The sequence below is a fragment of the Pseudoalteromonas sp. GABNS16E genome (assembly GCF_028598715.1).
In the GTDB taxonomy this organism is placed as follows: Bacteria; Pseudomonadota; Gammaproteobacteria; order Enterobacterales; family Alteromonadaceae; genus Pseudoalteromonas; species Pseudoalteromonas atlantica.
Genome location: NZ_JAQREZ010000083.1, coordinates 1 through 11,887, shown reverse-complemented (window position 1 = coordinate 11,887; position 11,887 = coordinate 1). Strand labels below are relative to the sequence as shown.

At 41.5% G+C, this 11,887-nt stretch carries 11 protein-coding genes and 3 tRNA genes; 9 read left to right on the top strand and 5 right to left on the bottom strand.

Features of this window, described 5'->3' with window-relative positions; all coding sequences use genetic code 11:
• Positions 1-191 precede the first annotated feature (191 nt).
• Genes PSI06_RS19900 through uvrD form a run of 3 tightly spaced genes read right to left on the bottom strand, consistent with a single transcriptional unit; the run spans position 192 to position 5,311 of the window.
• Positions 192-1,049 (bottom strand): chemotaxis protein, encoded by an 858-nt coding sequence (locus PSI06_RS19900; RefSeq protein WP_273604715.1) that lies wholly within the window; start codon positions 1,047-1,049, stop codon positions 192-194.
• A 58-nt stretch (positions 1,050-1,107) separates the two neighbouring features.
• Complete coding sequence (locus PSI06_RS19895; RefSeq protein WP_273604716.1) at positions 1,108-3,168, bottom strand: GNAT family N-acetyltransferase; 2,061 nt, start codon at positions 3,166-3,168, stop codon at positions 1,108-1,110.
• Positions 3,146-5,311, bottom strand: coding sequence for a DNA helicase II (gene uvrD, locus PSI06_RS19890; protein WP_024031969.1), 2,166 nt, complete (start codon positions 5,309-5,311; stop codon positions 3,146-3,148). The genes PSI06_RS19895 and uvrD overlap by 23 nt, the downstream gene beginning before the upstream one ends.
• A 311-nt stretch (positions 5,312-5,622) precedes the next feature.
• Here uvrD and PSI06_RS19885 point away from each other — a divergent pair, with 311 nt between their 5' ends.
• Together PSI06_RS19885 and PSI06_RS19880 are read left to right on the top strand one after the other, a co-directional pair.
• Entirely contained in the window at positions 5,623-5,847 is a 225-nt protein-coding gene (locus tag PSI06_RS19885) for a hypothetical protein (protein WP_004588664.1), read from the top strand.
• A gap of 113 nt (positions 5,848-5,960) precedes the next feature.
• A complete protein-coding gene (locus PSI06_RS19880) occupies positions 5,961-6,329 on the top strand; it encodes a YacL family protein (RefSeq protein WP_054983969.1) in 369 nt (122 codons plus the stop codon).
• A 130-nt stretch (positions 6,330-6,459) separates the two neighbouring features.
• Here PSI06_RS19880 and PSI06_RS19875 read toward each other — a convergent pair whose 3' ends face one another.
• Complete coding sequence (locus tag PSI06_RS19875) at positions 6,460-7,104, bottom strand: peroxiredoxin-like family protein (RefSeq protein ID WP_273604717.1); 645 nt, start codon at positions 7,102-7,104, stop codon at positions 6,460-6,462.
• Between the two features lie 105 nt (positions 7,105-7,209).
• Between PSI06_RS19875 and PSI06_RS19870 the strand changes: the two genes are divergently transcribed.
• Positions 7,210-7,833 (top strand): dUTP diphosphatase, encoded by a 624-nt coding sequence (locus PSI06_RS19870; RefSeq protein WP_004588667.1) that lies wholly within the window; start codon positions 7,210-7,212, stop codon positions 7,831-7,833.
• A gap of 8 nt (positions 7,834-7,841) precedes the next feature.
• Here PSI06_RS19870 and yrfG read toward each other — a convergent pair whose 3' ends face one another.
• Entirely contained in the window at positions 7,842-8,489 is a 648-nt protein-coding gene (gene yrfG / locus PSI06_RS19865; protein WP_004588668.1) for a GMP/IMP nucleotidase, read from the bottom strand.
• A 62-nt stretch (positions 8,490-8,551) separates the two neighbouring features.
• Here yrfG and nudE point away from each other — a divergent pair, with 62 nt between their 5' ends.
• The 6 genes from nudE (at position 8,552) to PSI06_RS19835 (ending at position 11,766) form a co-directional block, all read left to right on the top strand.
• Entirely contained in the window at positions 8,552-9,124 is a 573-nt protein-coding gene (nudE, locus tag PSI06_RS19860) for an ADP compounds hydrolase NudE (RefSeq protein WP_029772216.1), read from the top strand.
• A complete protein-coding gene (gene cysQ, locus PSI06_RS19855; protein ID WP_273604718.1) occupies positions 9,117-9,908 on the top strand; it encodes a 3'(2'),5'-bisphosphate nucleotidase CysQ in 792 nt (263 codons plus the stop codon). The genes nudE and cysQ overlap by 8 nt, the downstream gene beginning before the upstream one ends.
• Before the next feature lie 148 nt (positions 9,909-10,056).
• Positions 10,057-10,133, top strand: a tRNA-Met gene (locus PSI06_RS19850).
• A 79-nt stretch (positions 10,134-10,212) separates the two neighbouring features.
• Positions 10,213-10,289, top strand: a tRNA-Met gene (locus tag PSI06_RS19845).
• A gap of 182 nt (positions 10,290-10,471) precedes the next feature.
• A tRNA-Met gene (locus PSI06_RS19840) sits at positions 10,472-10,548 on the top strand.
• 618 nt (positions 10,549-11,166) lie between these two features.
• The gene (locus PSI06_RS19835; RefSeq protein ID WP_273604719.1) at positions 11,167-11,766 is read left to right on the top strand and encodes a trimeric intracellular cation channel family protein; all 600 of its coding nucleotides are present in this window, start codon (positions 11,167-11,169) and stop codon (positions 11,764-11,766) included.
• Positions 11,767-11,887 lie beyond the last annotated feature (121 nt).

The window sequence follows — 11,887 nt, the reverse complement described above, 5'->3', positions numbered from 1 at the left end:
AGAGTTGCAAGGTCGCAAGCGTTGTAAGAATAGGCATAAATCATAGCCAGTTTAACAACTGGCTGATATGCTATTTACGACAAAGTCGCTCGGTAATTAGACCGACACAATCCCTTGGTAATCACACTAATACACATAAAAAAGACCTGGCGCTTTCGCACCAAGTCTTTCATTAAAACCGTCAACCTATTTCAGGACGGGACAAATAAACCATACGCTTGTGTTTCTTCGTCTTCCTCTTGTGCTAAATGATCAGGTCTAAATATTGCGCTAGGGTCTATTAAAACACTGTGTTTTTCGGCTAACTTTATTAGCCCTCGCATCATGCCTTTGGTTTGCGGGTCTATATCAAAGCCTACTTCGGTTAATTTATCGAGTGGCTTAATGTCTTCTTTTTTATAATCTATATTGTCCTCTACTTTATCTACTAGTAATCCGATATGCGGGTTGAGCCCATCTTTAGTAGTAAAAACAATAATAGGTTTATAATCGAGTGTTATTTGCTCTTTTGCCGCATCAAACAGTCGTTGTAATTGCATAAAGCTGTTGCGCTTTATACTCGCTAAATATTTACTGGCTTGTTTATAGTCTTGCTCGTTATGAGTACTAACTGCGCGATCTGTTGCTGTTACTAGCGCTTGAAAAGGCTCATCAAGTTTTTCTATGATAGTTTTTAGGTCACTGTTGTCAGTTTTAAACTCTTTATAAAATACGGCGATGTTGTGCAGCTGAGTTTTATCGTTTGTTATTACGTGGCTCTGTTGCGCGATGCTTTTTTCAAATTGGCTAAACCAATCATTAAGCGAGGCTTGCCAGGTTCTTAGCTCATTAAGTGCTTTTTTATTACTTTGCTCTGTAGAGCTGCCATTTAAAATAACACCTAGGTCGAACACCGGCGTGGGGGTTTCCATGTAGTCTTTTACACCAATAAAGCTCTTATTGTTATTTGACAATGTAGTGAGGTTATTATCAAACCGCTCGGTGAGTAAAATATCGAGAATTTTAAGTGAAATGGTTTTACAGCCCACTTGAAAGTTTATGAATTCCATACCTTTATCTTTAATTGCCTTGTAATGCTTTAAGGATAGAACAAAATAGATAAATAGCTTAAAGGTTGTGTGGTTTTTTAATTAGTGACTTAACTGCGAGTTTAAATTGTTGCTCTAAGGCTTTTTTTCCACTTAAACGATGTTGCTTGATTAGCTGCTCATTACTGTGGTTTTGTAATACCATTTGTATCAGCAAGTGGCGATCTTCGCTTTTAGTTGCCATTAGGCAGGATGGGGAGTGGTTAAATAAATACCATAGTTTTGGCGCGGTATTAAAACGATTTATTGAACTAATTGCAGTGTTTATAGGTGGGCTGGGCACACTAGATTCATCGATAAATTTACTTATTAGCTCACTGACTAACTCACTGTCGAGTTGGCTAAAGTGCGTTAATAAACCATAAAACAAATCACTTTTAAATTGCTGAGCTAGGGTATGTAAGCCCTGCGTGGATGTGTTTAATGCTTTAATAACGAGGGCTGAGTGCTCACCCGTGCTTTTATCTCGCTGATAACCTAGCTTTACAGCACTAAAGCCCTGAGATTGCCAAAAACCTAAAAGCCCTGCTGTAGCCCCAAAACTTGCACCTATATAACTACAGGTCGGGGTTAGCTGATGTTGGCAATGCGCTAGCAATGCTTTACCTACGCCTTGTTGGTGCAGGTTAGGTGCAACAGCTATACGAATAACGCGTGCGCTTTGTTTTGTTAAATAGCTTGGCTGTGCGCTTAATTGCGCGAGCGATTGCGCCATTAAATGCCCTTGTGGGCGGCGCTCACCACTGATTACTTGCTTAGCTAGCTCTGCATCCATACCGCCTTCAACTGCTATTAAACACACACCCACAACATGCATGTCGCATCTACTAATAAACAGCCTTTGCGCTGGGGCATCAAGTAATTGGCGTAAATCGTTAACACTGCTCTGGTAATGGGCAAGTGCTAGCAACGCAACTATTTGCTGCAGTAAAGGCTCATTGTCAACGAGTTGCTGTTGAGTGACTTCAACGTGCTCAATGCTATTTAAAGCGGGTGGGTATTCGTTATATTGTGCATCTAAAGCAAAGAGTGTGCGTACATGTTGCTCAAGAGGGTCGCCCTTGGCAAAACGTAAAGGCTCTTCTAAGTTTACAATTTTTGCCGCTTTGTAATTTGCTTTAATATGTTGCGTAAAGCGAATGGTATAGCCTCGGCCATTACCCTCGTAGCCTACCAAGGTGCTTGCAAAGACTATACGCGGGTAGTGCTTTAACATGGTTAACAGTAGTGGGACAGGTATTGCGGCGGCTTCATCAACCAGTAATAAATCACATGGCGGCAACTGATTAAGCAGTGCATCGGGCGCCATGTATTGTAAATTAGCTAAATGTTTTTGCTGAGCCTTGTATTCCACCTGTAAGGTTTTAGCTAAATGCTTAAAACAGCTATGGGTGGCTCTAAATTGTGTTGCGCATACAATGATTTTTTTATCATGTAATGCTGCGGCTGCAAGACCTAGCGCGGCTGATTTTCCTCGCCCTCTGTCGGCATTAATAATTAAAGGCCTGTTCGCACGCCCTGTGGCCACCTTAATTATTTGCTCAACGCACTGTTGCTGCGCCTGATACTCAATTTTATTTGTTACATTGCTTTTGAGCGGCGACTGTTTAAAGACAGTGTGTTCAGCAAAGTGTATGGCAGGTAGCGTTTGTAAAAGGCGAGAAAAACGTAAATTAAAATAGCTTTGCTGATTACTACACCCATAAGACTGCACGCTTTGCAGCGCAGGGTCTTGCCATGACGCTAAACGTTGTAAATCAGGCAGTAATAAAAATAAAAGCCCGCCGGCTTTTACGGTGCCGGCTAATGCAGCGAGTTTATCGGGGTAAATGCCACTAAAGCCATCATAAACGGCATGAGGAAACTCTTGCCCAAGTAGTTGATGAGTATGCTCAGGCCAACTTGCATTGGCAAGGCTGCTTGAAAGTAACTTTACATCATCCGAACGGGTTAACGCGCTTAATAGCTCATAGCACCAAGTAGGCTGGCCTGTAATAAGCACTAACTGGCGATGCTTTGCGCCAGTTAGTTGCTGTGTTAATTGCTCAACACTGCGCTTATACAGCTTGAAGTCGTGCATATGCGGTTACTAGCCATTTGCTGCCAAGGTCGTCAAAGTTAACCTGTACACGCGATTGCGCGCCACTGCCTTCGTAATTAAGCACAGTGCCAATACCAAATTTAGCGTGCAGTACACGTTGGCCTAAGTTAAAACCACTTTCTTCAAATACAGCATGGCTTACTGATGCGCTAAAACGTCCTGCAGCAGGCGGTCGTGATACCTGTGTTTTAATACGAATTTCTTCTACGCAATCTTCGGGTATTTCGCGTAAAAATCGCGATGGGCTATGGTACTTTTCTTGGCCATATAAACGACGGCTTTCGGCATGGCTTATGTAAAGTTTGTCCATGGCACGGGTCATACCCACGTAACAAAGGCGGCGTTCTTCTTCTAAGCGCCCTGATTCTTCATTACTTTGCTGCGATGGGAACATGCCTTCTTCAACACCCACCATAAACACAAGTGGAAACTCTAAGCCCTTAGCAGAGTGAAGAGTCATCATTTGCACAGCGTCTTCGTGTTCATCGGCTTGGCCTTCACCAGATTCAAGCGATGTATAAGCTAAAAACCCTTGAAGTGGCGAACTAAACTCTTCTTCTTCAGGGAGTTCGTACTGATCGCAGGCACTGATAAGCTCTTCTAAGTTTTCTACGCGAGCTCGGCCTTTTTCGCCTTTTTCAGCTTGATACATAGCCATAAGCCCAGAGGTTTGAATAGCGTATTTGGCTTGCTCTTGTAGTGTAAGGTCGCTAATTTTATCTTCTATGTGCTCTACCAACTCTACAAATTTTGTAACAGCGCTTGCCGCACGACCCGATAAATGTTGCTGTTCAACAATTGCTTTAGCTGCGTACCAAAGAGGCAGCGACTCAGCACGCGCACAGTCGCGTATATGGCTAAGTGTTTTATCGCCAATACCGCGCGCAGGGGTGTTTATTACACGCTCAAATGCGGCGTCGTCTTGGCGGTTTCCTACCAGTCGTAAGTACGATAGCGCATCTTTAATTTCTTGGCGCTCGAAGAATCGCATGCCACCGTAAATACGGTATTTTAAGCCTTCTTGTAGCATGGCTTCCTCGAGTACACGAGATTGCGCGTTACTACGGTATAAAATAGCGGCGTCTTGCAACGCATTACCAGCATTTAGCCAGCTGCGTAGCTTGCTGCTTACAAAGCGGGCTTCGTCTAGCTCGTTAAAGGCGGCATAAATTGATATAGGTTCGCCTTCGTTGCCATCGGTCCAAAGGCTTTTACCCATGCGCTCTGAGTTATTTTTAATTAGCGCATTAGATGCTTTTAGAATGGTCGCGGTTGAGCGGTAGTTTTGCTCAAGACGAATAGTTTCGGCGTCAAAATCAGTTAGAAAGCGTTTAATGTTTTCTATTTTAGCGCCACGCCAACCGTAAATACTCTGGTCATCGTCGCCTACAATCATAATGCTTTGTGTATCACCAGCAAGTAGCTTTAGCCATGCGTATTGAATGGTATTGGTATCTTGGAACTCGTCTACCAGCATGTGGGCAAAGCGCTGCTGGTAATGGCGAAGTAGCGTAGGGTTATTTTTAAGTACTTCGTAGCTACGTAGCAGTATTTCTGCAAAATCAACTAAACCAGCACGGTCACACGCCTCTTGATAGGCGGCATATACACGTAGCATCATTTGCTCGTTTATATCGTAGGCTTGAATATCTTTAGGACGCAGGGCTTCATCTTTTTTAGCGCTGATGTACCAGCCAAATTGTTTGGCGGGCCACTTTTTGTCATCAATATTCATTGATTTTAATAAGCGCTTGATCATTCTAAGTTGATCGTCAGAGTCTAAAATTTGAAAGGCTTCTGGCAGGTTTGCTTCACGGTGATGAGCACGCAAAATACGGTGTGATAAACCATGGAATGTACCAATCCACATGCCACCGACAGGGGCTTTTAGGGTTTCTTCAACACGGGTGCGCATTTCTTTAGCGGCTTTATTGGTAAAAGTAACTGCAAAAATACTATAGGCTGATGCTTGCTCAACCTGCATTAACCACGCGATACGATGAACTAAAACACGTGTTTTACCCGAACCAGCACCTGCTAATACCAGCATGTTTTGTAGTGGGGCTGCAACGGCATCGCGTTGTTTGTCATTTAAGCCATCGAGTAATTCAGAAACGTCCATCGTTACGCCTTTTCAATCAATAATGAGGGCAGTATAACAGGTGTTTTTGTTAGGCTAAATAAAATACTGTTTTTATGAACAGCTATTCTAAAAATACTTGTAAAACTAATCCCTTAGTCGCTTTTTTGTACTCTTAAGTAACGATAATTAATAATAAAAATAATCAAATTGACCTATATTTAGTAAAAAATACTAAAGCAGTTATTTAGTAGTAATTTAACTATTTGATTTTTAAGCTTTAATAAATTGGCATAAAGTGTGATAGTAAGTAAATAACTAAAACTTAAAATTAATTAACTACAGAGGTGAGTATGGCTGATCAAGGTTCTGGCGGTAATGTTATTGCAGCGTTGTGTAATATATTTTTTCCTGGTTTAGGGCAATTGGTACAAGGGCGAATTTTAGCCGCTATCTTTTTTGCGCTAGCTATTATAATTAGTTACGCACTTATTTATGTATTAGTAGGCTTCGTACTCGTGCCTATTATTTATTTATGGTCGATTATAGATGCTGCACGTTTTAGATCGCGAAGTTAGCTTTTATGTCACCTATTTAATAGCGTCCATTGGCGCTATTTTGCGTTTTAGGGTCGGTGTTTAAGGCTATTTATGGGTATAATTAGTGCATTAGCGTTTTAAAAGTAAAAATTATGGAATATCAATTTATACGTGACCCTATTAGTGGGCTGCGCATTAAAATAAGCAGCGAGCATGCCCTAATTGGCCGCTGGTTAAACGAAGAAATTGGCAAAGAAAAAGTCGCGATGGTACAAGCACTTATTAGCTCGGTAAAAACAAGTTACGAACCAATAACGTTAAAAGGCCAAGAGATAGACTTAATACTCTCTAAAGACGAAGCCTTATTTGAAGCCCATGCTCTACACCAAGACAGCGAAGATTTAGTCGCCTATCAAGATGATGACTTAATGCTTGAAGAAAATGGCCTAGTGAGTGGTTGTGGATTTGAAGATTTTATAGATTTAATAGAGTCGTGGGCTGAGTTTAGTGGCTCGCGTTAAACGTTTAAAAGGCCAACCTAGTTGGCCTTTTTTGTAATATCAATGGTGTTAAGTTATTAGGCATTTATAGCGCTCTATTTAGCACCCTAGAATGATTAAATATTTAAGTCGATTGGTATATATCTACAGATTATTGATTTTCTATTGATTTAACGCTAGCTAATAATAGCTCCTCTGTTAAACGTACTTTGTAATTAGGGTTTGCGTACTGAAAATACACAACGCCGCTTTTATCAATTACAAATACAGCCGGTACAGGTAAAGCGACGTTTACCTTGCCTTGGGCATCAACAAAGTTAACACCGCGCTTATTGCGATAGATAGCGGCTGTTTTATCATCTAAAAAATAAGCTAAACCTAAGGCTTTTGCTAGGGTTAAGCTATCATCTGAAAGCAGTAAATAATTTGGTGAACTTATTTTACTTTGGGCTAGTTTTTCTGGACTATCTGGCGATACTGCAATAATTTGCGCGTTTAAATTAGCGAGTTGCTGCTCAATTTTTTGTATATTAGCCAGTTGCTTTGAGCAATAAGGACACCAACCTCCGCGGTAAATAATAAGCACCGTTGTTTTTTCAGCAAAGCGCTTTTGTAACTCTACATTATTACCATGTTGATCTTTGAGCGTTATATTAGGCACGCTTAAGCCCGGTAATAATGGTGATACTTGCTCGGGGGCTGCAGCAATTCCTTCTGTACTTGCTTGCGCATTCGTTACTAAAAAAGCAGCCATTACAATAGTCGCCAAGGTGTGCAGTAACACTTTACTCATCATTATTTCCTGCCCTGTTTTTATGTGCTGTTTATAATAGATCAAAAATGCACTTTTTATTATTTGCCTGTATCATAAGCGTAATTTAAAAGCTCAAGTGGAAACGATATGTCAGCCAACTTAAATAAGCTAGTAGTAATGCTAGAAATGCAAAATGCCATGAACACTAAAGTTCATGATCAATGGTTTAGCCAAGGCTTTGAGTGGTACAGAGCCATTTGGGTAGAGTGTGCAGAAATGCTAGATCATTACGGTTGGAAGTGGTGGAAAAAACAAACCCCAGACACCGAGCAAGTCATTCTAGAATTGGTTGATATATTTCATTTTGGTTTGTCGTTAAGAATTGACGGAACAACCTCTTACGAAGAGTTAGCTAAGCAGCTAGAACAAGAACTTAGCGCACCACAGGCCGCAGATGACTTTAAACAAACTCTTGAAATATTAGCAGCTTCAGCAGTTGCAAATAAAACCTTTAACGCGGCCGCGTTTGCAGGGTGTATGGCGCAAATAGGGATGGATATTGACGATTTATACCGCGGTTACGTAGGTAAAAACACGTTAAACTTTTTCCGCCAAGATCATGGCTACAAAGATGGCAGCTACATCAAAGTATGGAATGGCCAAGAAGATAACGAGCATTTAGTCGAAGTCGTTAAAAGCCTTGATACCGAACATGCCGACTTTGCAAAGTTAGTATATCAAGGCCTAGTGGCGCGTTACCCGCAACAATAATCTAGCTGCTAGATTATGTTTCTGTAGTCGGTTACGTTTAAGTAATCGGCTATTACATTATGTGGTTGCTGGCTATCTGGGTTGGCCACCGCAAGTAAATGTTCAATGCCGTATTCTCGGGCAGCATTTAAAACTGGCACACTATCATCAACAAACAAAGTGCGCTGCTTATTAAACCCTAAGTCTTTTTGTACTTGATGCCATAAACTTTGCTGCTCTTTACTCACTCCGTATTGATGAGTAGACACCACGCCATCTAAATAATTATCTATCGCGGTATGTTCAAATTTAAGCATGACGTTTTCTGGGTGGGCGTTAGTTAAAAGAATTAGCTCTTTACCTGCTTTTTTTAGCTCAGTTAAAAAGTGGGGTACATCTTCGCGTACTTTTATTAAGTGCTGGGTTTGGCGTTTTAATTCCATTATCGGTAAATTGAGTTGCTCTTGCCAATAATCTAAGCAATACCACTGTATTTGACCACTTACCGCTTGATAGCGTTTGTGCATATCGGCTTTTGCTTCATCAAGGGTAATATTGCGAGTGAGCGCAAGTTGCTCTGGTACAACGTTAAGCCAAAAGTGACTATCGAAATGTAAATCGAGTAATGTTCCGTCCATATCGAGTAAAACGGTATCGATTTTTGACCAATTTAGCATGGGCTTTTCCTTGTGAAAAGTTTATGATTAAGCACAACTGCCATGATAGCAAAATAACGCCAATGACACAGAAAAAGCACCCAACTCCGCCTCAAATTATTAGTAACAATGTAGTTGCTAAAAGCCGTTTATTTACTGTTGAATCGTTAGAGCTTAAGTTTTCTAATGACGAAGAGCGCCAGTATGAGCGCATACGTGGCGGTGGCCGCGGGGCTGTAATGATTGTACCAATAACTGCAGATAACGAAATGCTACTGGTACGTGAGTATTGCGCGGGCACAAACGACTACCAATTAGGCTTTCCTAAAGGCTTGATAGACCCAGGCGAAACACCACAGCAAGCAGCAAACAGAGAGCTTAAAGAAGAAGTGGGTTTTGGTGCTGAATTTTTTGAGCCACTAAAAGTAGTATCAATGGCGCCAAGTTACTTTAACGCGACCATGCATATTTTATTTGCTAAGCAACTATATCCGCAAACGTTAGAAGGTGATGAGCCCGAACCTTTAGTGGTTGTTAAGTGGCCATTAACAGATTGGCAGTCATTATTAGAGCAAGACGATTTTACCGAAGCTCGCAGTGTTGCCGCTTTGCTATTATTAAATAAGTATTTAGCGTCTGGAGCTGCAAATGAATAAATTACTAGAGCCTTGTATTGAACTTGCACAAAGTGCAGGCGATGCCATTATGGCTATTTATAAAAAAGACGATATTGGCCAGCAAGAAAAATCAGACTCTACGCCTGTTACAAAAGCAGACTTAGCGTCTAACGATGTGCTTGTTGCTGGTTTAAAAGCGCTTGCGCCCGACATTCCTATCATGTCGGAAGAAACGCCTATTCCGGCACTTGCCCAAAGAAAGAACTGGCAACGCTATTGGTTATTAGATCCGATGGATGGCACTGGCGAGTTTATTTTAGAAAGTGGTGACTTTGCCGTTAATATTGCACTTATTGAAAATAATCACCCCGTTTTAGGTGTGATTCATTGGCCAGCAAAAGGGATCACTTACTTTGCTACTGCTAATCAGGGTGCATTTAAACGAGAAAATGGTAGCGACACAAAAATGTCGGTAGCAACACCCGATAACCTAACGTTGGCAGTAAGTCGTAGACAAAAAATTAAAGCGGTCAGTCAGTATTTAAATACGCAGTTTGCCACTATTGCAGTAGGCTCGTGCTCGCTAAAAGCATGTATAGTTGCCGAGGGCAAAGCCGACTGCTTTTTACGAATTGGCCCTACAGGCGAGTGGGATACCGGCGCGTCACAAGTTATTGTAGAAGAGGCGGGCGGGTGTATAACCGATGCAGAGTTTAACCCGCTTACTTATAACCAGCGAGAGAGTACTGAAAATCCTGACTTTATTGTAATGGGACACCCAGATTGGGAGTTTCAAAAAATGATAAGCCCACATCAGAGGTAGCTATTTATAGTGCTTGTTGATTGCTTTTTGTTCGGTTGAACACAATTAACTAGTTAAAGCCTTGCAATATAAGTTTATTCCTATATTATAGCGCTCTCTTCGAAACAGGCTCGTCATTAACACGAAACTATTTCAAAGAAATTACAGGCGCGGGATGGAGCAGCCTGGTAGCTCGTCGGGCTCATAACCCGAAGGTCGTCGGTTCAAATCCGGCTCCCGCAACCAATTTTTTTAAAAGCTTGGTTACTGTAAACTCTAACTTAAGAGATTAAATTAAGTAGTCGATAGACTTAAAATATACAGGCGCGGGATGGAGCAGCCTGGTAGCTCGTCGGGCTCATAACCCGAAGGTCGTCGGTTCAAATCCGGCTCCCGCAACCAATTTCCTTTAGGGGTTTGAGGTTACTGTAAAACGTTAGTTAAAGAAAAGCTTGTCGGTCTCAGCTCTTCATTAGCCAGCAAAGGTAGTCGTTTTAAATCCGGCTCCCGCAACCAATTTCCTTTAGAAAGTTGGCAGCCACGTTGTAATGTAAGCAACGCTAAATAAGTATACATATTTCAGGCGCGGGATGGAGCAGCCTGGTAGCTCGTCGGGCTCATAACCCGAAGGTCGTCGGTTCAAATCCGGCTCCCGCAACCACTGAAATACATAAAATGAAACGACACGCTTAAAGCGTGTTTTTTTATGCCTAAAATTCAGTGAAATGAATAGCTCGTCGGTTCACCTTTCATAAGCTCTGGCTCACGCAACCACTGAAATAATAAGTTAGATTAAATCGACACGCCAAAAGCGTGTTTTTTTATGCCTGAAATTCAGTGAAATGGGTAGCTCGTCGGTCTCAGCTCTGCATAAGCTAGCAAAGGTCGTTGGTTCACCTTTCATAAGCTCTGGCTTCCGCAACCACTGAGATAATAAGTTATATTAAATCGACACGCCAAAAGCGTGTTTTTTTATGCCTAAAATTCAGTGAAATGAATAGCTCGTCGGTCTCAGCTCTGTATAAGCCAGCAAAGGTCGTTGGTTCACCTTTCATAAGCTCTGGCTCCCGCAACCACTGAAATACATAAAATGAAACGACACGCTTAAGGCGTGTTTTTTTATGCCTGAAATTTATATTTCTTTCCCTATAAAGCACTCTTAGATTTATACCCCCAAGCAATACCTATAAATATTATAAACTTCTCTAAAAATACGTTATTACTTAAAACTTTGTATAGTTTGTGTTAAAACGGCACAAATAATTTTGGGTTGTTCCACATGACTGAACTTTATCACTGGTTTGATTTAATCGGCATTGCTGTGTTTGCTGTTACAGGTACTTTGGTCGCACACGAAAAGAAAATGGATGGTTTTGGTGTTGTAGTATTAGCAGCGGTAACAGCGATTGGGGGCGGTACGGTTCGCGATCTCATATTAGATGTTCCGGTATTTTGGTTACACGATCAAAGTTTTTTTTATGCTATTTTAGCCGCGGTATTTATTACTACGCGGCTTATTAACAAGCAAAAGTCGATTCCGCACTACACATTACAAATTGCCGATGCATTTGGTTTAGCATTTTTTGCGGTAATGGGCACCCAAAAAGCCTTACTAGCCGGCATGCCAAATATGACCGCGATTATTATGGGTGTAATTACCGGTTGCTTTGGGGGCATGCTCCGTGATGTGCTTGCTCGCGAAATTCCTATGCTGCTAAAAGGCGAGTTATATGCTATTACCTGTATTGCTGGCGGTGTAGTTTATACGCAGGGAATTCATTTTTCGTTCGCGACCGAACTTGCCATGGTAATGGCAATGCTAACCACCTTATTGCTTCGTATTGCGGCTATTAAATGGCAAATCACAGTACACGTGTGATTACCAAGGGATTGTGTCGGTCTAATTACCGAGCGACTTTGTCGTAAATAGCATATCAGCCAGTTGTTAAACTGGCTATGATTTATGCCTATTCTTACAACGCTTGCGACCTTGCAACTCT

Coding starts and splice junctions, on each gene's coding strand:
- PSI06_RS19895 (WP_273604716.1), bottom strand. CDS start 3,168: ATGCACGACTTCAAGCTGTATAAGCGCAGTGTTGAGCAATTAACACAG.
- nudE (WP_029772216.1), top strand. CDS start 8,552: ATGACACAGAAAAAGCACCCAACTCCGCCTCAAATTATTAGTAACAAT.
- PSI06_RS19875 (WP_273604717.1), bottom strand. CDS start 7,104: ATGATGAGTAAAGTGTTACTGCACACCTTGGCGACTATTGTAATGGCT.
- PSI06_RS19870 (WP_004588667.1), top strand. CDS start 7,210: ATGTCAGCCAACTTAAATAAGCTAGTAGTAATGCTAGAAATGCAAAAT.
- cysQ (WP_273604718.1), top strand. CDS start 9,117: ATGAATAAATTACTAGAGCCTTGTATTGAACTTGCACAAAGTGCAGGC.
- uvrD (WP_024031969.1), bottom strand. CDS start 5,311: ATGGACGTTTCTGAATTACTCGATGGCTTAAATGACAAACAACGCGAT.
- PSI06_RS19900 (WP_273604715.1), bottom strand. CDS start 1,049: ATGGAATTCATAAACTTTCAAGTGGGCTGTAAAACCATTTCACTTAAA.
- yrfG (WP_004588668.1), bottom strand. CDS start 8,489: ATGCTAAATTGGTCAAAAATCGATACCGTTTTACTCGATATGGACGGA.
- PSI06_RS19885 (WP_004588664.1), top strand. CDS start 5,623: ATGGCTGATCAAGGTTCTGGCGGTAATGTTATTGCAGCGTTGTGTAAT.
- PSI06_RS19835 (WP_273604719.1), top strand. CDS start 11,167: ATGACTGAACTTTATCACTGGTTTGATTTAATCGGCATTGCTGTGTTT.
- PSI06_RS19880 (WP_054983969.1), top strand. CDS start 5,961: ATGGAATATCAATTTATACGTGACCCTATTAGTGGGCTGCGCATTAAA.